The sequence below is a fragment of the Pseudomonas sp. GW821-FHT07F01 genome (assembly GCF_059418825.1).
This window is the reverse complement of record NZ_JBWKQO010000002.1, coordinates 343906-364628: the sequence shown is the minus strand read 5'-3', so window position 1 is coordinate 364628 and position 20723 is coordinate 343906. Positions and strand designations below refer to the sequence as shown.

Below are 20723 nucleotides of genomic sequence, written 5' to 3'. Positions count from 1 at the left end.
CGGCGGTTTCGATCGAGCAGGGGTTCAGGCGCTGTCGGAAGCTCCGGCATCCGCCTGCGCCCCCGGGTTCTCGACGCTTGCGGCAGAGTGCGTACTGCCAATGAACAGGTACATGGCTGGCACCATGAACAGGGTCAACAGGGTGCCGATGGACAGCCCGGCGAAGATCACCAGGCCCATGTCGTGGCGGCCCGCCGCGCCGGCGCCGGAAGCCCAGACCAGCGGCACCACCCCCAGGACCATGGCCGCGGTGGTCATCAGGATCGGCCGCAGGCGCACCGCGGCGGCTTCTTCGATGGCTTCGCGCTTATTGTGGCCGGCGCGCTGCAATTGGTTGGCGAACTGCACGATGAGGATCCCGTGCTTGGTGATCAGCCCCAGCAGCGTCACCAGCCCGACCTGGGTGTAGACGTTGATCGAGGCGAACCCCATGGTGATGAACGCCAGGGCGCCGAACAGCGCCGGCGGCACCGAGAACAGGATCACCACCGGGTCGCGGTAGCTCTCGAACTGGAACGCCAGGGCCAGGTAGACGATCAGGATCGAGAACAGCAGCAGGCCGACGAACCCCCCCGATTCCTGGATGAACTGCCGTGATTCGCCGGCGTAGTCGCTGGAGTAACCGGACGGCGCCACCTGTTCCAGAATGCCCTTGAGCCGGGCCAGCAACTCGCCCTGGGACACGCCGCTGACCCCGGACAGGGTCGCCGAGTTGAGCTGCTGGAAGTGGTTGACCGACTCAGGCTCGGTGGAGGTTTCGATATGGGCCACGGTGCGCGCTGCAATCATCGCCCCCGACGGGGTACGGATGTAGTAGTCGAGGATCTGTTCGGGGTTCAGCCGGTCCACCTGCAGCACCTGGGGGATCACCTTGTAGGAGCGCCCTGCGGTGGAAAAGTAGTTCACGTAGTTGCCCCCCAGGGCCGCCGAGAGCGCGGCGCCGACGTCGGCCTGGGTCATGCCCAGGGCGGCGATCTTTTCCCGGTCCACCACCAGCTTGGCCTGGGGCTTGTCGAGCTTGAGGTCCAGGTCGGAAAACCAGAACAGCTGCTGCTTGGTGGCCTCGGCCAGTACCGCCTGGGCCACCTCGTTGAGGTTGGCCACCGACTCGGTGGTGCTGATCACGAACTGCACCGGCAGGCCCTGGGCGCCGGGCAGCGAGGGCAGGGGGAAGGCGGCGATGGTGGCGCCGGGCACCTGGTTCCACTTCTGTTGCAGGTCGAGGATCAACTGCGCCTGGGAGCGGTCACGATCCTCCCAGGACTTGAGCAGCACCCCGCCCAGGCCCTGGTTCAGCGAGGGCAGGCCGGTGAGCTGGAACATCTGCAGGTACTCGGGCTCCTTGTTGGCGATCTGGAACGCCTGGTCGGCAATCCACTCCATCTGCTGCGGCGAGGCGGTGGGCGCGCCCTTGATCTGCATGAACACCAGGCCCTGGTCCTCGGTGGGCGACAGCTCGCTCTTGGCGGTCAGGCCACTGGCGGCCACCAGCACGAACAGCAGGAAGCCGAAGGTCACCAGCACCGGCCAGCTATCCAGCCCGGCCGCCAGCACCCGGTGGTAGCGCCCCCGCAGCCAGTCGAAGTAGCGGTCCAGGCGCTTGGCGAACCGGCCTTCCTCCTGGCCGCTCTTGAACAGCCGCGAGGTCATCATTGGCGACAGGGTCAGGGCGATCACCGCCGACACCGTCACTGCGCCGGCCAGGGAAAAGCAGAACTCCTTGAACAGCGCCCCGGTCAGGCCGCTGCGCAGGCCGATGGGCACGTAGGCGGCGATCAGCACCACGGTCATGGCGATGATCGGGCCGCCCAGCTCGCGGGCCGCCAGCAGCGCCGCCTCCAGTACGCCGCGGCCTTGCTCCTTGATATGCCGGTCGACGTTTTCCACCACGATGATGGCGTCGTCCACCACAAGACCGATGGCCAGCACCAGGGCCAGCAGGGTCAGCAGGTTGATGGAATAACCCAGCAGGTACATGACGAAGAAGGTGCCCACCAGCGACAGCGGGATCGCCACCAGAGGCACGATCACCGCACGGAACGAGCCGAGGAACAGGTAGATCACCACCGAGACGATGATCATGGCTTCCACCAGGGTCTTCACCACCTCGAAGATCGAGGTGTTGATGAAGGCCGTGGAGTCGTAGACGATCTCGCCGCGCACCCCGGCCGGCAGTTGCGATTGCAGTTCGGGGAAGGCTTTGCGCACGTTGTCGGCGACGTTGAGGATGTTGGCGGTGGGCGCTGCCTTGATGCCGATGAACACCGAGCGCTTGCCGGAGAAAGCCACGCTGCTGTCGTAGTTTTCCGCCCCCAGGGTGACGTTGCCCAGGTCCTCCAGGTACACCAGGGCGTCGCCGTTGTGCTTGACCACCAGGCGCTTGAATTCGTCCACCGTGTGCAGGTCGGTGCCGGCGGTGAGGTCCACAGTGATCATCTGCCCCTTGGTGGAGCCCACGGCGGACAGGTAGTTGTTGTTGCCCAGGGCCGTGGCCACGTCCTGGGCGGTGACGTTGTGGGCCGCCAGCTTGTCCGGGTCGAGCCAGGCCCGCAGGGCGAACTGGCGACCGCCGAGGATCTCTGCGGTCTGCACGCCTTCCAGGGAATCGAGCTTGGGCTTGACCACCCGCACCAGGTAGTCGGTGATGTTGTTGGTGGCCAGGGTGTCGCTGTAGAACCCCAGGTACATGGCGTCGGTGGTCTGGCCCACCGCTACCGTCAGCACCGGTTCCTGGGACTGGGCCGGCAACTGGTTCTTCACCGAGTTGACCTGGGTGTTGATCTCGGTCAGCGCCTTGCTGGAGTCGTAGTTCAGGCGCAGGGTCGCGGTAATGGTGGAGAGCCCGGTGATGCTGGTGGACGACAGATAGTCGATGCCCTGGGCCTGGGCGATGGCGGCCTCCAGGGGCTGGGTAATGAAACCGGCCACGGTGGCGGCGTCGGCCCCGTAGTAATAGGTGCTGATGGTGACCACGGTGTTTTCCGTGCGCGGCCACTGGTTCACCGGCAGCTCGAAGATCGAGCGCAGGCCCAGGATCAGGATGAACAGCGAGACCACCACGGCCCAGACCGGGCGCTTGATAAAGGTATCGGTGAAGTTCATGGCGGGCCCTAGTGCTCTTGCGGCGTCGGCGAAGGATCGTTGCGCGGCGCGTGGCTGTTGTCGACTTTCACCAGCGAGCCGTTCTTGAGTTTCATCTGGCCGCTGGTGATCACCAGGTCGCCTTCCTTGACCCCTGACAGCACCGCCACCTGGTCGCCACGGTTGGGGCCGGTTTCGATGAAGGTCTGCTGCGCGGTGAGCACTGCGTCGCCCTGGTCGTTGTTCTTCTGGCTGGCGATGAACACCGTGGTGCCGTAGGGGTTATAGGTGACCGCGGTCTGGGGCAGGGTCAGGTAACGCTGGGTGCCGCCGGAGGCCACCACGGCCCGGGCGAACATGCCGGGCACCAGGCTGCGCTTGGGGTTGTCGATGGTGGCTTCCACCGTGACGTTGCGGGTGTTGGGGTCGAACTGGGTGTCGATGGAGCTGACCCGGCCGGTGAACGTCTGTTTGGGCAGGCCGTCGGCGCTGACCGTGACGCTCTGGCCCAGGGCCACCTGCTGCACCTGGGCCTGGGGCACGTTGAAGTCGATGTAGATCGGGTCGAAGGTCTGCAGGTTGGCGATCTTGTCCCCCGGGTTGAGGTATTGCCCGGGGTTGACCGCGGTGATGCCGATGCGCCCGGCAAAGGGCGCGCGGATGCTCTTCTTCGCCACCAGCGCGCGCTGCTGTTCGGCAGCGGCCAGCTTGGCCTTGAGGTCGGCTTCGTCGGCCTCGACCAGGGCCTGGGACACCGCGCTCACCTTCAGTTGCGCCCGGTCGCGCTTGAGCACCGTGCCGGCCAGGGCCGCGGTGGCTTCCAGGGAGTGCAGCTGGGCGATGTCGGAGTCGGCATTCAACTGCACCAGCAGGTCGCCGGCGGCCACTTCCTGGCCGGGCTTGAAGCCGATGCTGCGTACGATGCCGCCGACCTCGGTGGTCACGTCCACCCCGCGCACGGTCTTCATCGAGCCCACCGCGGAGACGCTGGGCTGCCACTCTTCGTACTGGGCCTTGATGGCGGTAACCACCGCGGGCGGCAGGGGCACCTTGGCCTGGGCGATCAGCTTGGAGATCTGCGCGAACTTGACCCCGCCGATCACCGCGACGATCAGCAGCACCACGCCGAGCATGATCAGCATCGGCCGCAGCAGCCGGCGCTTGCGCGGCGCCTGGGGGGCCGTGCCGGGGTGCGCAGGGGAGGGGCTGGAATGGACATCGGCCATGGCGGATCTCACTTAAGGCAAGGGTGCAGGTCGAGTGGACGGCGCGGCGGCTGCCGGCCCCTGGAGCCGGCCCGGCTGGCCGGCTTGAGCCTGTTCGCGGTGCTGGGCCGCGGGCGGCGGGTACATCTCCTTGAGCGACGGCCAGCCGAAACGATCGGGGCTGCCGAGGCTGTCGGGGTCGACATCCTGGCGCTGCCACCAGCCGCCCCCGAGGGCCTGGAACAGCGCCGTGGTGTCGCTGTAGCGGGCGGCCTGGGCCCGCACCCTGCTGACAATCGCGTTCTGGTAGGTCTGCTGCGCAGTCAGCAGGTTCAGGTAGCCCACCGCGCCCAGGCGGTACTGGGCCTGGGCCAGGTCCAGGCTCTGGCGCGCGGCGGTCTCGGCCAGCACTTGCTGTTGCAGGGCCTCGGCGTCGGCCTGCAGGGCACGCAGGGCATTGGCTACGTCCTGGAAGGCGGTGATCACCGTGCCGCGATAGCGCGCTGCGGCCTGCTCATAGGCGGCCACCGCGGCGCGCTTGCGATGCTCCAGGGCGCCGGCGTCGAACAGCGGCTGGGCGATGGAGCCGGCCAGGCTCCAGACCCCGGTGCCGGAGGAAAACAGTTTGGTGCCCGCCAGCGCCGTGGAGCCCAGGGAACCGGTAATGCTGAACTGCGGCAACTGGTTGGCGATGGCCACGCCGATATCGGCGCTGGCCTGATGCAACTGGGCCTCGGCGGAACGCACGTCGGGCCGCTGCTCGACGATGGCCGAAGGCAGGCTCAGGGGCAGTTCCTCGGGCAGGTGCAGGGAGGCCAGCTGGAAGTGTTCGCCACGGTCCTGGCTGGGGAAGCGACCCAGGTAGGCCTGCAACTGGTTGCGGGCCTGGGCCAGCTGTTTCTGCAAGGGCGGCAGTGTGGCGCGGGTCTGGGCCAGGGTCGCTTGCTGGGTCAGCAGATCGCTGTCGCCGATGGCACCCAGTCGACGCTGGGCCTGCAGCAGGTCGAGCTGGTCGCTCTGCAGGCGAATCACGGTTTCGGTGGCGGCGATCTGGTCACGGATCGAGGCCAGGCTGATGGCGGTGTTCACCAGGTTGGCGGTGAGGGTCAGGTAGGTCGCCTCCAGCTGGTAGCGCTGGTAGTCGGCCTGGGCACCGCTGGCCTCGATCTGCCGGCGGGTGCCGCCAAACACGTCGGGGGCGTAGGACACACTCAGGGACGCCGAGTTGACCGTGAAGATCTGCGCCGCAGAGCCCCCGGCCGCTGCCGCACCGCCGCTGGAGCCGAGGGCGCTGGCGGCGGACACCTTCTCGCGGGTTTTCGAGGCCGAGGCGCTGAGGGAGGGAAACAGCGACGCCTGTTCGGCGTACAGCAGTTCATTGGCCTGGCGCAGCGCGGCCTGGGCGGCGTCGATATCCGGGTTGGCCTGCAGCGCTTCCTGCACCAGGGCATCGAGTTGCGGCGAGCGGAACAGCGTCCACCACTGCCCGGGAATGTCCATGCCGTTCACCAGTCGCTGCGCCGCGCCACCGGCGGCGACCCCCGCCGTGACGGTGCCGGGCGGCAGGGGCGTGGCGCTGTAGCCGGCGTCCCGGCTCAGTTCCGGGCGGCTGAAATCCGGCCCCACGGCGCAGCTGGCGAGGGCTGCGATGCAGATCAGGTTCAGGGACGAGCGGGCAAGCAACAGAAGAGACAGGTGCCCAGAGGATTTTCGACCGGTACCTTCGTCCCTGTGAGGACGCCGGCCGCCAGTGGCTACAGGCAGCAGCTGTGGCTTGTTCATATTCTCTCTAATTGAGCAATCAGTGAGTGAGTTCAACAGGAATATGGAGAGCGGCGCGACGGCAGGGCAGGCACCCCCTCAAGCACTGGGCTGCGCGAAGTGTAATGAACGTTAATGGATGAGTCGGCTAACCGCCAATAGATGAAATCTTGTGCCGGAAGGTGATCGGTGGGGCTTGGGCTATCCCATTTGCCGCGGGGGAGCGGCAAATGGGTATTGCGTGCTGGAGCAGGTGTCTGGGTCAAGCTACCAGTGATCGAACAGCTGTTTGACCTGCATCGGCGCAGTACAGCGCAGCAGGGCCTGGCGAAACCGCGGGTTGGTAAACAGCCGTGCGGTGTCGGCCAGCAGGTCCAGGTGCTGCTGATCGGCGGGAGCGGGCACCAGCAGCACCAGGATATCGCTGACCGGCTGCTGGTCCGGGGCGGCAAAGGCCATGGCGGTCTGCGGCCGCAGGTACAGCGCATGAATGCGATCGAGCTCGGCGAGCCGCGCGTGGGGCACCGCCACCCCTTCACCGATGGCGGTACTGGCGGCCAGCTCCCGGCGCCACAGGCTGGCGGCCACCCACTCCGCCGGCAGTTGCCGGGTCTCTTGCAGGTGCTGGCCGACCTGCTCGAACAGGCGCTGCTTGTTCGTGACATTGACCGCCAGGAGGATGTCTTCGACCTGCAGATAGCGGGCGACTTTGCTCATGGGCTTCTCCGGGAGCTTCAGGCTTGGCTTGCAGGCTATTGAAGCGCATTTGCCAGGTGCCGGGAGGGGCGGGCGGGCAGTCTTTACGAACTCTTTAGATCGCCAGCCGCCGGCCCGCTGCCGCCAGGCGCCTGTTGCCCAGCGCCTCGAAGTCTGGCTCGACAGCGGTATCCGCAGCGGGCAGGAGGTGATCAAGTCCCTGGCGCTGGCCCTGTGTGGCCACACCGATGTGCAGCCGCCGCGGCCAACCTCTCATAGGGCCTCCAGGAAAGCCTTCAGTGCCTTCAGTTCGGTCCGGTCCAGCTCCAATACCTTCAATTGCGCCGACGTCACGGGAAACAGCGGGTCTTGCAGCTGCCCCTCCTTGGGTACGGGCCTGGGCATGCCTGCGTTGTAGAACAACAGCACCTGATCGAGGCTGCTGGCCAGCCCGTTGTGAAACCAGGGGCCGGTATGGCTCACCAGCCGCAGTGAAGGTGTGCGCATGCGCCCGACATCCTGCGCCAGCCCGGTGACTTCATAGCGCCCGAGGTCTTCGCGCAGGCGCCCATAGAAGGTCAGGCCTGCATTGTGGAAGCGGTCGTCCTGCATCCCCGGGCCGAAGTGGCAGTTCATGCAGCGTGCCTTGGTGCGAAACAGGTGCAGCCCCTGCAATTGCTGGTCGCTGAGCGCCTTCGCCTGCCCCCGTAGAAAACGCTCGAAGGGGGTGCGTTGGGCAACCCGCAGCAGGCCACGCTGATAAGTCGCCAATGCCGCCGCCACTTGCTCGGCACCCAGCGCCTGTCCGGGAAATACCTGGGCGAACTGTGCCGGGTAGTCCGTGGTGTCACGCAGCCGGGCCACCAGTTGCGCGACACTGAAGGCCATCTCCTTGGGGTCGACGACCGGCATCAGGGCCTGCATCTCCAGGCTGTCGGCGCGCCCGTCCCAGAACAGGCTCTTGGCCAGGCCGCTGGCCACCAGGCTCGGTGCATTGCGCCGGCCCGCGGCACGGTCATGCCCGAACGAAACCCGACGCCCATCGGCGAACCCCAGGTCCGGTTCATGGCAGGAGGCGCAGGCAATCTGCCCCGAACGCGACAGGCGCGGGTCGAAGAACAGCCGGCGGCCCAGATCGGCCTTCTGCTGCGTGTAGGGGTTGTACGCCGGGGACGGCGCCCGCTCGGGCAAGGGGCCCAGCTCTTGCCAGGCCACGCCGGCATCCACCTGCGGCGCCGGCCACTGCGCGGGGGGGCGGCTGTACAACTCGCGCAGGCAAGACGGTTCGCTCGTGGCGCAGGCCAGCACGTGCTGCGGGCCAATCACCAGCACCATGCCGAGCATGATCTGCAGGCTCTTCAGGGACCGGCGCATTTCAGAACGCGTATCCGACTTCGAGCCAGTACTGGCGGCCCACCTCATAGGTCGAGACCGAGTTGCTGTTGACCGTCTGGTTGGCATTGACCGACTTCTTGTCGAGCACGTTGAACACGTCGACATTGATGAACACGTTCTGGTCCCTGGCGGTGGGAATACGCCAGCCCAGGCGCGTGTCCCAGGTCAGCGCCGCCTGGAATTTCTGTTCCTCCCAGACATCCACCGAGGTGCCCATGTAGTCCACATTGCGCCCCGTGTCGCCAATGCGCTTGTAGCCGGCGCGGTAGCGCCAGAAGTTGCTCCACTGCAGATTGGCCTGGGGGATCTCGGTGATGGTCGTCAGGCGGGCCGTCCAGGGCCGGTTGAAGTTGCTGGCCGGGCGGTCGTCATAATTGATGAAGCTGCCCTGGTACTGGATGACGCTGTTCTGGTAGTACAGGTTCTCGGCCGCGACGTAGGTCGGTGCGGAGGCCTTGCTGTCGGTCCAGTTGAGCGCCAGTTGCCCGCCGGTCTGGGTGCCCAGCAGTGTCCAGCGCTGCAACGGTGTCACCGTCAGGGTGTAGGTGTCGGTCTCGCTCTTGCCGTCGTTGGTGTAGGTGGTGTAGTTGCTCGCCAGCGTCGGGTCCGTGGAGGGCTCGCCCAAGGTCTTGCCGGACACCTGAACCACCTGGTCGCGCCCCTTGCGATTGACATACTTGAGGGCATATTCGACCCCGGCCCATTGCTGCACCACGCCCAGCATCAGCTCGTCGTCGTAGGGGATGTCCAGCTGATTGAAGCGCACCTGGTTGGCCGCGTTGGATTTGACCACCCAGGGTTTGTCCAGGCTGTCGCGGGTTTCGTTGAAGCGCAGGCGGTTGCGCCCGTCCTGCAGCTGCCAGCTGCTGACGCTGCGCCCGTAGTAACGGTTGACGCCGGCATTGAGCAAGGTGGTGCGGTCACCGAACAGGTCATATTCCAGGGAGAAGCGCGGCGCCCAGGTGGTCTTGTCCATGTAGTCGTCGCTGTCCACGCGTACGCCGGGGCGCAAGGTCAGTTGGCCGAGGGTGATCTCGTCCTGCAGCCAGCTGCCCCAGGAGGTGGTGGTGAAGTCGAATTCGCCAGTGGCATAGCGGGTACGGCTTTTCATGTACTGGCCCGCCCAGCCGTTCAGGGTCTGGCCGATGTTGCAGGCGACGCTGTCGGTAACCCCGGAGCTGTTGGTGCAGGTGGTGGTGGCCGCGGGTGTGACATAGGTGCTGCTGTCGGTCAGGCGCTCGTAGCGCACGTACTGGCGGGAGAACTCCAGGCCGGTCTGCGGGCGGTGAGTCATGCCCAGCCAGTCGACGCTGCGCCAGTCGGCATTGAGCTTGTACTGCCAGGTACGTTGCTGCTGCTCGATATCGCCCCAACCGCCTTCAAGGGTATTGGAGGTGGCCTTGTTGCCGATGCCCCAATCCTTGGTGGCCGACTTGCGCCAGGTCCAGTAATCGGCGGAGTCGGATTGGCGGCTCTGTTCCTGGCCGCTCCACGCCAGGTTCTGTTCGACGCGCGCCAGGTCGCCATCCCAGACGGTGCGCAGGTTCACTTGGGTGCCGCCGGCCTTGTTGTCATAACCCGAGTTGGCCACGTTGGCACGGAAGTAGTGACTCTCCTCGGGGGCATGGGTCACGCTGGTCTCAACAGTGAGTTGATCGCTGGCTTTCCATACCGACTTGAGGAAGTAGTTGTCGATGCGCCGTTGCTGCTTCTCCTCGTGGAAGCCCATCTCCTCGACATTGTTGTAGGAGTAGAAACCCAGGGGGATGGTCGAGCGCTTCTGGCTGAAGCTGCCAAGCAGGCCGAAATTGTCGGTCAGGTGGCCCTGCAGCGTGCCACGAACGGTGACCTTGTCGAACTTGGGCTGCTCGTCGGGAGAGCCCGAGTTTTCCATGCGCTGTTCTTCGCTTTCGTCGACGTGATATTGGGTCCAGGCGGAGCGGGTGGTCTGCACCGAGAATTTGCCGTGCAGCGCCTGGGTCGGTGCACGGGTCTGTGCATCGATGACGCCACCGTTGAAGCCGCCATAGGCCGCTGGCACGTTGCTGTCCAGGACCGTGATGTTCTCCAGCAGGTCGGTGTCCAGTGCCAGGCCCTGGCTGCGCCCCGGTACCGCGTCCAGCAATTGCACCCGGTATTCGGCCGGATCGATGTCATTGTTCATGTTGATGCCATCGACCAGGAAGGCATTCTGGTAGAACTGCGCCCCGTTGATGCTGATGTTGGCCGGGCCGATTTCGCCAGGGGTCTTGCTGCTCAGTTGAGCGTCGTCGAACTGCACGTTGGGATGGCTGCGCAACAGGCTGGTGATGTCGCCATTGCCCGCCGGCATTGCTTCGATCGTCGCGCGGTCCACTCGGGTTTCACCCTGGGGCAGCGAGAACTCGCCAGGCACCTTGGTATTGCCCAGGCGGACCGGGTCGGTACGCGGGCGAGTCGCCCGTTGCACCATCAGCGCGTCGTCACCGATGTAGATCCACTCCAGCTGGCTGCCCTTGAGCAGCTTCGCCAGCGCCTGCTCGGCGCTCAGTTCGCCCTGCACCGCCGGAGCGTTCAGGTTGAGCAGCAGTTGGCTCTCGACGCTGATCTGCAGGCCGGTCTGCTGTGCCAGCGCCATCAGCGCCGTGCTTAACGGCTGGCGTGCGATGTCGATGCTATGCCGTGTCCGATGGTCACTGGCCAAGGCCGGCAGGGACACCGCCAGCCCCACTGACAGCCACAACAGCCGCGCACTGCGTCGGCAACCCTGAAGTCCCTGTTGGGGGAAAATGGACATGCTCTGGTGAACTCCCCGTTCAGTGCGAACAATACGCACATGCTAATGAGAATAATTATGATTAACTCAGCGGGGCAATAAACGAACGGCGATCGAGAACTTCCAGAAAATTTTGAAATTTATTGTTTTGCCGGCACTTGCGGCTCTTTGCGGATCAGCGTGAGGTAGGGGCCCCATTGCCGCAGATGCCCACCCAGCGGAGCGATCGCCAGTTGCAGTGCGCTGACTGGCGAGCGCAGGTTCAGCGAAGCGGTGATGCGCCGCTCGCCCAGAGCAGGGTCCGTCAATAGCAGTACACCGGGGTAATAGTCCTGCAGCGCTTCAACCACCTCGGAGAGTGGCCGGTCATTGACCAGCAACTGCCAATGGCGCCAGGGGGCAACCTGGCCAGGCAATAGCCGACCGCGCTGCGGCGGGCCCTGGTCCAGGCCAAGGCGAAGGCTATCGCCCGGGCCCAGGGCCGGCACCGCGAGTTCGCCGCGCCCATCGCGAACCTGGACAGCGCCGCTCTGTACGGCTACCACCACGGCGGTGCGGCTGAGGTCCACGTCGAACGCGGTCCCTATGACCCTGACCTTGACGTCCGCAGCCTGCACCGTGAACGGGCGCGAGGCATCGTGGCTGACCTCGAAGAACGCCTGCCCCCTGAGCAGGGTGACCGCCCGCGTACTAGGTTCGAAGTCCACTCGAATAGCGCTATCGCTGCCCAGTTCAATACGGCTGCCGTCACTCAAGAGCACTTGTCGGTGCTCGCCGGCTGGGCTGGTATGGGCGGTCGGTGGTGTCGGCCCGGCCAGCAACAGCAGGCAGGCTGCCAGTGCAAGCGCCTTCAGTGCCCGCCGCGGCCTGTTGCGCCGAGCCCGGAGCGGGGTGGGCAAAGGCTGGGGCACGGGTGGTTCCAGCGGCGCCAGGCCGCCACTGAGCAACCAGACTTTCTCGGCCTTGCGCCAGGCGACAGCATGGCGCTCGTCAGCGGCCAGCCAGCGCGCATGGGCCTGTTGCAGCAAGGCGTCATCCGGCGCCGAGTGGCATTGCAGCAGCCAATCCATCGCCGCCTGCCACACGGGGTCGTCCTTCAGTGAACCGGATACAGGTTGAGGCAAGGGGGTATCAGTCATCGGCCAGGTGCTCCGCACAGTGGGTCAGTGCGTCACGCACCAGCTGGTGCGCCAAGCTGGAGGAGATCTTCAGCTCAGCGGCAATTTCCTGGAAGGTCAGGTGTTGCAGGCGGTGCATGTGGAAGGCCCGGCGCGTGCGCTCCGGCAGCAGTGCCAGCGCATCTTGCAGCAGGCGCAACTGGTCGCTGTGCAGCGCCTGATGCTCCGGTGATGGCGTACTCGAGGGCAGCTCGTTCAGCAGATCGGCGCCATCGGGATGACGATTTTCCAGGGTCGAGCGCCGCAGCAGGTCAAAGGACAGGTTGCGCACGATGCGGTACAGGTAGCCCACCGGGTTGCTCGGCTGGGCGGCGCTATCGGCCTGGCCGCAGAAGCGCAGCCAGGCCTCCTGGACCACTTCTTCGGCTTGAGCCCGACAACCGACAATGGGCGCCGAATAGTCGACCAGCGCGGTACGGTGGGAAAGGTAGAGCTCGAGTTTATCGCTGAGATAAGACACGGCGGCGATCATTCAAGGCGGGATCAGACGAGGGGGCGGGATTCTATCCTTGATTGCAAATGATTATCAAATGCATTTTGTGAGCCTCAATCAGCACCGCCTGGGCAAGCCTCGCGCTGGGATGGCCAGGCTTCAAGGGCCTAAGGCATTCGAAAAAAACGTACTACAAGGGCTTTCTCATTGGGCACAAACCCATTAGTGATTATTTATTTCCTGGCGTGGGTGACGGATCGACTTCAGAGGAGGAGGAGGAGGAGGAGGAGGAGGAGGAGGAGGAGGGAAACTACAAATAGCTGTCGCGGGCGCTTGGCCGATCGGGCTGGTTGTTCGCTGGGGCGCTGCGCAGCGAGCCACTGAGGTCGAGCTGCTGCCACATCAAGGGGCACCTGGATCAGTGACCCTTCCCGGCAAAAGATCACATGAGCCGGGCTATTCGTGCTTGAGGACGCTTTCTGCTCTATTGCTCCCTAGACCTCGGTACTGGCCTGCATGGAAGACCAGCGGTTCTGCGCCGCTGTAGCGGTATTGTTCGATCTCGCCAATGAAGATCAGGTGGTCACCGCCCTCGTACTGGGTGACGTTGCGGCACACCAGCACTGCCACCACATCGTCCAGCACCGGGGCTCCCGCCTTGCCATAGGAATGAGCTACACCGGCGAACTTGTCGGCTGCTGCCCGTGCGAACTGCTCCGACAGGTGGTGCTGGTGCGCGCCCAGTACGTTGATGGCGAAGTGGCTCGCCGAGCAAAAGGCCTTCAGGCTCGGTGCCGTGCGTGCCAGGCTCCAGAGCACCAGCGCCGGTGACAGCGACAGTGAGGAGAACGAGTTGGCCGTCACACCGACGTTGCGGCCGTCTGCGGTGCGGGTGGTGATCACGGTCACACCGGTAGCAAACTGCCCCAGCACGTTGCGCAGTTCACGGGCATCGCGGACATCGCGGCCCTCGGCATCGAGCAAATCGTGAACTTTGGTTTCGGTGGCAGCAATCATGGTGAGCTCTCCCCTCAAGCTGGCTCAGGCGGCCTGTTGGCTCATTGCGCGTGTTTGCATGCGCAGCGTGAATCGAACCAGCGGTGCGGTCAGCGCCGTCGTCACCAGCGCGAACACCACGAGGATCGTGTAGACCTTTGGCGGAAGAATCTGCATCTGCAGGCCGATTGACAGGACGATTAGCTCCATCAGCCCGCGCGTATTCATCAACGAGCTCACCAGCATCGCATCGTGCGGCGCCAGCCCAGTGCCACGCGCGCCCAGATAGCTGCCGCCGAACTTGCCGATGAATCCGCCCACGAGGAATACCCCGCACCACATCCAGGATGCCGCGTCGTCTATCGTGCCGACCGACGCATGCAGCCCCGCACACGCGAAGAACACCGGCATCAGTACAAGCTTGACGAAACCTTCGACGTTATCGCGCCACTCCTTCGCGACGCCGGGCACGCGCCGCACGAATAGCGCCGCCGCAAGTGCGCCAAATGCACTATGGAATCCGATCAGCGACGTCGCGAGTGCCGAGGCTATTACAAAGCAGAGCAACACGGCCAAGCGGTCGCGCGTCGCATGCGCAGTCGAGGCGAGCCGCGCAAGCACCGGTCGCACCACGAAGCGCACCAGGAGCGCGCATAGCACCAGGTACACGAGCAGGCTGACGAGCATGTGCGCAAATGCCCATCCAGGCCCGCTCGATAGCGAGGCAATCGTTGCCAGCAGCATCCAGCCGAGCGCATCCGTCAGCATCGCGGCAGACATTGCGTGCCGTGCGCCGACCATGGCGCCGAGCGCCAGGTCGTCGATGATGCGCGCCATCACCGGCACCGCTGATACCGCAAGTGCGACACCGCAAAAGAGTATGTAGGGCAGCGCCGGCACGTCGCTGGCGAGCGTATCTTTCGAGACGATGGCGACGATCATGCCGATCGCGGCCGGCGCGATGAGCCCGCCCGCCGCGATCGCGACAGGTATGCGCCAGCGCTTGCCGCGCAGCGTCTCGCTCAACTCCATATGCAGACCGATCTGAAACATCAGCAGTATCAGGCCGACTTCGCCGACTTGCGCCATGGCTGACAGCGTACGTGGGCCGAACAACAGGTCGTAGAAACTCGGTGCGATCACGCCGAACAGCGAAGGCCCCAACAGCAGGCCGGCCGCGATCTCGCCGACCACCGCGCACTGGCCGAGCCGTTCGGCAAGGCGGCCGCAGAGGTTGCAGAGCGCGATCACCAGCACGAGTTGCAACAGCCAGATGGTCATGAATACCTCGCAAAGAGCGACACCGACACCAAGCGGGTGGCCGCGAGCCCAAGCGGGCCCGCCGCGCCGTACGCCGTGATCTCCGTGACGCAGCTCGAAAGGTTCGCAAGCGCCGGGCAGCGCGACGCGGCCGCTACCGGCTCGGCCTCACGCATTACTGCTCACTCGCGACACGGTCGACCCAGCCGCGGTAGAACGCACGGTACTTGAGCACGAGCTTGTCGTACTTGCTGTACGCGCCGCCGCCGTCGGGCTTCATCCCGTTCCAGATTTTGACGTCGTACCCCGCTGCCTGTCTGGTCTGCAGCCCGAACAGCACGAAGTCGGTCGCACGGCGCAGGACGCCGCCCACCTTCTTGATCGAGATGAGCATGTGCATGATGTTCTTGCCGTCGCTCACCGGTGTCACACACTGGAGCAGTTTGTATTTGACGTCTGCGTCCAGGGCAACGGTCATGATGCACCCGCCGGGGTAGCCATCGAAGTGCAGGTTCATCTGCGACATGTTCAGGCCGAGCGCGCGCGACAGCATGCCGAGGGGGCCGAAGTAGCGGTTCACGTGGAAGTCGATCCCGGCACCGAACCACGCGCCCGCCCGGGCCAGCGACTCAACCTCCGGCCACCGGCTCCAGTCGTCGAAGAGCTTGAGCTCGAAGGCCGAGATCGGGAGCGCGTGCACGGGGGTTGCGTGCTGTGCGTCGTAGAAGTTCTCGACGATCCGCAAGACCGCCGTCGTCGTCTCGAACGCGAAGTGCAGGTGCATGAAGTCGCCGTTGTCGACGTCGGCTGCGGTGATTTCGGGCAGCGGGTGCAGCGGCTGCGGGGAGCCGTACCAGACCCACACGTAGCCGTATCGCTCGGTGGTGACCAACGTCGGCTGGCGCGCCGCGCGTGGCACCGGCTCCAGCTGGCGCACCACCTCGCTGTGGCCGGGGATGTGAACGCACTTGCCTTGCTCGTCGTAGCGCCAGTGGTGAAACGGGCACTGGATGCACCCGTCCTTGATCCGCCCGTCAGCCAGGTTCGCGCCCAGGTGCGAGCAGTGGCGGTCCATCACCACGGCCTGCCCCGTCGCTGCGCGCCACGCCACGTACGGACGGCCAAAAAGCGTCAACTCCTTCGGCTTGTCCCTGAGGCCGTTCGAGCGCATCGCGACGTACCAGCTCGCGGCCACGCGTGTGGTCGCGTCGTACGCCCCCGGGGGATGCTTCTTGACGTTCGCTTGATCCAATTGAATGTTGTTCATCGCGTGTGTGCCGTCCTTGGCCGACTACTTCTTCAGAGCCAAGCCGATGCGGGTGGTGATGTACGCCTTGAGCAGCGCGAACATCGGGTTGTAGTCGAAGTACTTCTTCACCTCTGCCGGCGCGCGGGTTTGCGTCCAGTACATCAGCTTCATCGCCGGTATCAGGCTGTACTTCGAGTTGTTGAGCTGCGGCTTGTCCCCGGTGATGCAGTACCCGAAGCCGAACATCGGCTTGGCGAAGTCTCGTTCGTCGATGAGGGCGTGAATCCGCAACGCGGCCTCCTCGGCCGACTTGTGCCCGGCGCTCACGGCCTCGACCTCGGCTTTGGCGTCGTTGAACAACTGGTAGTACTGCTCCATGTCCGCGCACAGGTACCCGAGGTACGGCGGGTCGTTGTCGAGGTGATCGAGGTCGCCCTCGTCGCGCGACGCGCGAAACCTCGCGTGGGCTTGCACCAGCCGGAACTGCCCGAGGATAGTGCCGACCGCCCACAGCCGGTGGAACGCGTCCCATAGGCGGAAGTCCGAGAACGCCGTGTAGCAGCAGCTGACGAAGTCGTCGTTGTGGTCCAAAAGCTTTTGCTGCAGGCGCTCGATGTACTCGAAGCGCTCGGGGGAGAAGTCGTCGTCGCGTAGCGCCCTGATGAGGCGCGCCGCGAGCGCGTGGATGGTCACCGCGGTGTTTTCGAGCCCCCGGGAGAAGAGCGGGTCGATGAACCCGTTCGCGTGCAGCATCAGGCAGTAACGGTCGCCGACGCAGGCGTTCGACGAGAACTGCAGGCGGTCGGTCTTGACCCAGTCGCGCACTGGCACGGCGTCCCGGAACTGAGCGCCGATGCTCGGGAACCGCGCGAGGAACTCGTCGAATTCCTGCTGCGCAGGAATGTCGGTTTTCGGGTAGATACGCGGGTCGAGCTGCAGGCCGACGCTCACCAGGTTATTGGTCGACCGCGGGTGGTTGTTGAACGGAATCACCCAGAGCCAGCCGCCCGTGAACATGTGGTGCAAGGTCCCTTCGTGCCAGCGCCAGCGCTGCCCCTTGACCTTGAAGATGTCGTCGAACGGCTTGACCCCGAGCATGTGCGTGTAGAGGCTGCGCGAGTGCGTCTTGAAGCGACACGGCTCTTCGCGGAGCCCGAACTTGGTCGCCAGCGGCGCGCCGGGTCCTCCGCAGTCGATCATGTACCGGCCGGTGAACCGTTCGCCCTCGGCGGTGGTCACCGCGACGCCGTCCTTGTCCGCGTGATATTCGGTCACGCTCGTCTTCTGGCGGACCGTGCAGCCATATTTGATGGCCGCTTGCAACAGATAGGCGTCGACGTCCTGCCGGTAATAATGGCTCTCCGGCCCCCACGGCAGCTCGGGAATGACGCACTGGGTGAACTCCTTCGGGTCGTGCTCCTGGCCAGGTTTGTGGAACACGAAGCCGAAGTTGCGCTTGATGCCCGTGCTCGACGAAACGTAACGCTGCGTCGAGTAGAACGAGGTGATGTGGCCGAGCTCCGGAATGTCGTAGCGATCAGCGATGATGCGGTTCATGAGAGACGTTTCGGGGATCGACGATTCGCCGATCGTGAACCGCGGGTGCGACGACTGCTCGATGATCAGTACGCGAAACTGTTGTTTGGCCAGGATGGCCCCCATCTGGGTACCGGACATGCCCGAACCGAGGATGATTACGTCGAAGTGGTTGCTATCGTGTCCGTTCGCGGGGCTCTTCTGAGTCATGGGGGCAAACTCTCCTTGTGAGATAACACTGGGTCGCGCGCATCAGGATTCATCGAGCGCGGCGCGGATGCGGGACCGCGCGGCATGGGTGAGCGTGAGTAGGTCGCCGAGCATGCTGGGCGCGTAGCCCCCGCTGCCGGTTGTGGGGCCGCTGCGCCCGGCTTCGTATGCCCGCTCCGCCAATTTGAGGTGAGGCGCCCGGAAGCGCAGCAGGACCTTGAAGACCCGCTCGAGGGCCGTCAGCCCAGCCCGGACGTGCTCGCCCTGCGTACCCACCGCTCGCGCCTCGTCGAGCGCGCGGTCGATGAGCGCCGGCTCTGTGGCGAACCGAGCGTAGACCGCCCTGTACGCGGGAAGCACGTAGGGCAGGTACGTCTCTTTGAATTCTCGATAAGCTGGGTCGTCCGATTGCGAGCCCCACAAGACGTGCTCCAGCACGAAGAGGGGCATTTCTACGGCACCGGGGCCGAGGTAGCTCTGGCCCCCGACTCGAATCGGTTCGTAGAAGGGGCGCAGCTCATCGTAGAAGACCTGGGGCGAGATGAAGCGATACGCGTAGACGATCGATTCGACCATTTTCTGCAGGTAGGCTTCCAGCTCATCGCACCCTTGTGCGAACGCGGGCGAGCGCAGGGATACATCGGACAGCTCGACGGTCAACGCGATGGCCGCCTCGAGGGCCGCCATCGAGATGCGCACGCTCTCGAGCAGGTGCGCTTCGTCGGGCAGCCCGGTGTAGCTCCGCTGCGCATCGGCCGCCGCCGGGTTCCAGACCGTCACATGCAGGAGTGTCTCGCGCGGCGGCAAGTCGGTCACCCGTGCCAGGTCGAGCAGCACCCGTTCAAGCCCGGGCACCAGGTCCACGGGCTCATGTCCGTGCCGCTTGAGCGACCCCAGGACGAAACCGATGTCCCGCATCGCGGCGGCGGCTTCGACGAAGCCCCAGCTGGAGGGCACGCCGCGCACCGGGAGGAATTCGCGCAGCAGGCCGACGATGCCGGGCACGTCCTTGTCACGGTTCAGGGCCGGCAGCTGCAGAACCAGCGCGCGCGCCTGTAGTGGATCGCAGGCCGCCACGGCAGCGTGTGTGGCCGCGAATGCGGATACCCGGTTCAAGGTGCGTTCCACTACTGGCGTTCCTGAGCCGCGAGCGTCGGCCCGTGCTGGTTGCGCGACACCTGCGCGCCGTCACGCAGTGACCGCAGGTAGTCGTAGTTCGTCGGCAGGCTCGTGCGCAGGCGCTCGGCTTCGCGCCGGATGCTGGCGAACATCGCTTCGGCCTTCTGGATCGACTCCGGTTGGTGCTGCAGGAGCGGCAGCGACCGGTCGGGCAGCATGCCCAGGCCGGCAAAGATGCAGTAGTAGTTGCCGTTCAACCAGAAGTTCTTGAATTCGTAGTCGAAGGTCTCGTAGTACGTGGAATCGTCGAACGAGGTGGTGGTCAGCGGCAGCCCGGCCTTGTAGCGCTCAACCTTCTCCTGGATGGCGTCCGAGAGCCGCAGTTCGTGCCGGTTCGCGAGCCAGAACGGCGTGTCTTCGCGCGATGTAGTGAAATAGTGCGCCTGGACGAAGTCTCGGCAGTCGTCGAACATGTAGACGATCTCGGCGTTGAATGCGTCGCGCAACCGCGGGTCGAACGAGGTGTCGGGGAAGTGCTTCACGAGTTGGTAAAGCGCCGCGTAGATGAAGTAGATTCCCGTCGATTCCAGGGGCTCCAGAAAGCACGACGACAGCCCGATCGAGACGCAGTTGTTGACCCACGCTCGCTTGTTGCGCCCGACCCGGAACTTGATCTGGTTGAGCTGCTGATTGTCCGAGAGGCCCCAGAGTTTGAGGAAGTCGGCGGTGGCCTGGTCGCGCGAGGTGAACTTGCTCGAGAAGACGTAGCCGCTGCCGAACCGGCCCAGCATCGGAATCTTCCAGGTCCATCCCGAGTTCATGGCAATCGCGGAGGTGTACGGCTCGACCCCCTCGCGCGCGTCGTCGTTGGGCACGGCGCTGGCGACCGCGCTGTCGCACAGCAGGTAGTCGGACATGTCGATGAAGGGTTCCTTCAGGGCCTGATTGATCAGGAGCCCTCGCATGCCGGAGCAGTCGATGAACAGGTCCGCCTCCAGCGTCCGCCCTTCCTTGGTTAACAGGGTGGAGATGTAGCCGCGGTCGTTCAGTTGAACCTCCACGACCTCGTCGACCACGCGATTCACCCCGCGCTCGACGGCCCAGCGCTTCAAGAAGTCGGCCACCAGGTGCGCGTCGAAGTGCCACGCGTGGGACATCTGGCGGGTGCCGTCGGCCAGGCAGGGTGCCAGCTTGCCGTCGAGGGCCCCGGGCTGCGGGTAGCACGCGTACGCCATCGGTTGCTGGAAGCCCTGTTCGCGCTTGCGCAGCCAGTAGTGGGTAAGTGGCACGCCGTCGCAGTTCGGCACGCTGCCGAACAAATGGTAGAAGTAATCTTCGCGCGATGGGTCGGGAGATTTTCTCCAGTTCACGAACTTGATCGCGGCCTTGAAGGCGCCGTTCACTTGGGGCATCCACTCCCGCTCCGGTATCCCGAGGAAGTCGAAGAACACCTTCTGCAAACTCGGGATGGTCGCCTCGCCCACGCCGATCCGGGGGATCGCCGCAGACTCGATGAGCGTGATGTTTACCTGCTGTTGGAGCGCCCGGACGAGGTACGAAGCGGCCATCCAGCCCGCGGTGCCGCCGCCCACGATGACGATATTCTTGATCGGCTTGTTCATAACACTCCCTGTTTCGAGGCGGGCTGTCTGTGAGGAGGGGAAGGCCGCCAGTCTCTGTGCATCCGTGCAAGAGGCACATCAATGTGCTTGTCGGATTTAGACTCTAGCCTGCCGGAAAAGCGATGCACCTTCCGTTTCCGAATTAGCATTCAAAAAAGCAAAGGCATTTGGTCTAAAGGAAAATATTGCGTAGGTTTTTTGCGCCTGATCAGTCGGCCGCTGAGGGG

14 protein-coding genes are annotated in these 20723 nt (G+C 64.8%); all 14 read right to left on the bottom strand.

Annotated features, from left to right (window positions below; genetic code table 11):
- Positions 1 to 24: 24 nt before the first annotated feature.
- Positions 25 to 3102 carry an efflux RND transporter permease subunit gene (locus AC07R1_RS07850; protein ID WP_125063358.1) on the bottom strand — a complete coding sequence of 1026 codons (3078 nt, stop codon included), beginning with the start codon at positions 3100 to 3102 and terminating at the stop codon, positions 25 to 27.
- A gap of 8 nt (positions 3103 to 3110) precedes the next feature.
- Positions 3111 to 4223, bottom strand: coding sequence for an efflux RND transporter periplasmic adaptor subunit (locus tag AC07R1_RS07845; protein WP_172621766.1), 1113 nt, complete (start codon positions 4221 to 4223; stop codon positions 3111 to 3113).
- Positions 4224 to 4319: 96 nt separating this feature from the next.
- Positions 4320 to 6068, bottom strand: a complete 1749-nt coding sequence (locus AC07R1_RS07840; RefSeq protein WP_212805441.1) for an efflux transporter outer membrane subunit — start codon at positions 6066 to 6068, stop codon at positions 4320 to 4322.
- Between the two features lie 246 nt (positions 6069 to 6314).
- A complete protein-coding gene (locus tag AC07R1_RS07835; protein WP_041118852.1) occupies positions 6315 to 6764 on the bottom strand; it encodes a PTS sugar transporter subunit IIA in 450 nt (149 codons plus the stop codon).
- A gap of 252 nt (positions 6765 to 7016) precedes the next feature.
- The gene (locus tag AC07R1_RS07830) at positions 7017 to 8117 is read right to left on the bottom strand and encodes a cytochrome-c peroxidase (protein ID WP_495110382.1); all 1101 of its coding nucleotides are present in this window, start codon (positions 8115 to 8117) and stop codon (positions 7017 to 7019) included.
- Between the two features lies 1 nt (position 8118).
- The gene (locus AC07R1_RS07825) at positions 8119 to 10914 is read right to left on the bottom strand and encodes a secretin and TonB N-terminal domain-containing protein (RefSeq protein ID WP_401017886.1); all 2796 of its coding nucleotides are present in this window, start codon (positions 10912 to 10914) and stop codon (positions 8119 to 8121) included.
- A gap of 119 nt (positions 10915 to 11033) precedes the next feature.
- Entirely contained in the window at positions 11034 to 12032 is a 999-nt protein-coding gene (locus AC07R1_RS07820; RefSeq protein WP_495110381.1) for a FecR family protein, read from the bottom strand.
- Positions 12025 to 12543, bottom strand: coding sequence for a sigma-70 family RNA polymerase sigma factor (locus AC07R1_RS07815; RefSeq protein ID WP_011061887.1), 519 nt, complete (start codon positions 12541 to 12543; stop codon positions 12025 to 12027). The genes AC07R1_RS07820 and AC07R1_RS07815 overlap by 8 nt, the downstream gene beginning before the upstream one ends.
- 417 nt (positions 12544 to 12960) lie before the next feature.
- Positions 12961 to 13521, bottom strand: coding sequence for a flavin reductase family protein (locus AC07R1_RS07810; protein WP_015636044.1), 561 nt, complete (start codon positions 13519 to 13521; stop codon positions 12961 to 12963).
- Between the two features lie 24 nt (positions 13522 to 13545).
- Positions 13546 to 14781: a cation:proton antiporter gene (locus AC07R1_RS07805; RefSeq protein WP_019094363.1), complete on the bottom strand. Its 1236-nt coding sequence runs from the start codon at positions 14779 to 14781 to the stop codon at positions 13546 to 13548.
- A gap of 154 nt (positions 14782 to 14935) precedes the next feature.
- Entirely contained in the window at positions 14936 to 16027 is a 1092-nt protein-coding gene (prnD, locus tag AC07R1_RS07800; protein WP_495110380.1) for an aminopyrrolnitrin oxygenase PrnD, read from the bottom strand.
- 24 nt (positions 16028 to 16051) lie between these two features.
- Complete coding sequence (prnC, locus tag AC07R1_RS07795; RefSeq protein ID WP_093403925.1) at positions 16052 to 17755, bottom strand: monodechloroaminopyrrolnitrin halogenase PrnC; 1704 nt, start codon at positions 17753 to 17755, stop codon at positions 16052 to 16054.
- 42 nt (positions 17756 to 17797) lie between these two features.
- Entirely contained in the window at positions 17798 to 18883 is a 1086-nt protein-coding gene (gene prnB / locus AC07R1_RS07790) for a monodechloroaminopyrrolnitrin synthase PrnB (RefSeq protein WP_495110379.1), read from the bottom strand.
- Positions 18883 to 20496, bottom strand: a complete 1614-nt coding sequence (gene prnA, locus AC07R1_RS07785) for a tryptophan 7-halogenase PrnA (protein WP_495110378.1) — start codon at positions 20494 to 20496, stop codon at positions 18883 to 18885. Before prnA ends, prnB begins: the two co-directional genes overlap by 1 nt.
- Positions 20497 to 20723: the final 227 nt, after the last annotated feature.

Coding starts and splice junctions, on each gene's coding strand:
- AC07R1_RS07810 (WP_015636044.1), bottom strand. CDS start 13,521: ATGATTGCTGCCACCGAAACCAAAGTTCACGATTTGCTCGATGCCGAG.
- AC07R1_RS07805 (WP_019094363.1), bottom strand. CDS start 14,781: ATGACCATCTGGCTGTTGCAACTCGTGCTGGTGATCGCGCTCTGCAAC.
- prnA (WP_495110378.1), bottom strand. CDS start 20,496: ATGAACAAGCCGATCAAGAATATCGTCATCGTGGGCGGCGGCACCGCG.
- AC07R1_RS07835 (WP_041118852.1), bottom strand. CDS start 6,764: ATGAGCAAAGTCGCCCGCTATCTGCAGGTCGAAGACATCCTCCTGGCG.
- AC07R1_RS07850 (WP_125063358.1), bottom strand. CDS start 3,102: ATGAACTTCACCGATACCTTTATCAAGCGCCCGGTCTGGGCCGTGGTG.
- AC07R1_RS07840 (WP_212805441.1), bottom strand. CDS start 6,068: ATGAACAAGCCACAGCTGCTGCCTGTAGCCACTGGCGGCCGGCGTCCT.
- AC07R1_RS07845 (WP_172621766.1), bottom strand. CDS start 4,223: ATGCTGATCATGCTCGGCGTGGTGCTGCTGATCGTCGCGGTGATCGGC.
- AC07R1_RS07815 (WP_011061887.1), bottom strand. CDS start 12,543: ATGATCGCCGCCGTGTCTTATCTCAGCGATAAACTCGAGCTCTACCTT.
- AC07R1_RS07830 (WP_495110382.1), bottom strand. CDS start 8,117: ATGCGCCGGTCCCTGAAGAGCCTGCAGATCATGCTCGGCATGGTGCTG.
- AC07R1_RS07820 (WP_495110381.1), bottom strand. CDS start 12,032: ATGACTGATACCCCCTTGCCTCAACCTGTATCCGGTTCACTGAAGGAC.
- prnD (WP_495110380.1), bottom strand. CDS start 16,027: ATGAACAACATTCAATTGGATCAAGCGAACGTCAAGAAGCATCCCCCG.
- AC07R1_RS07825 (WP_401017886.1), bottom strand. CDS start 10,914: ATGTCCATTTTCCCCCAACAGGGACTTCAGGGTTGCCGACGCAGTGCG.
- prnC (WP_093403925.1), bottom strand. CDS start 17,755: ATGACTCAGAAGAGCCCCGCGAACGGACACGATAGCAACCACTTCGAC.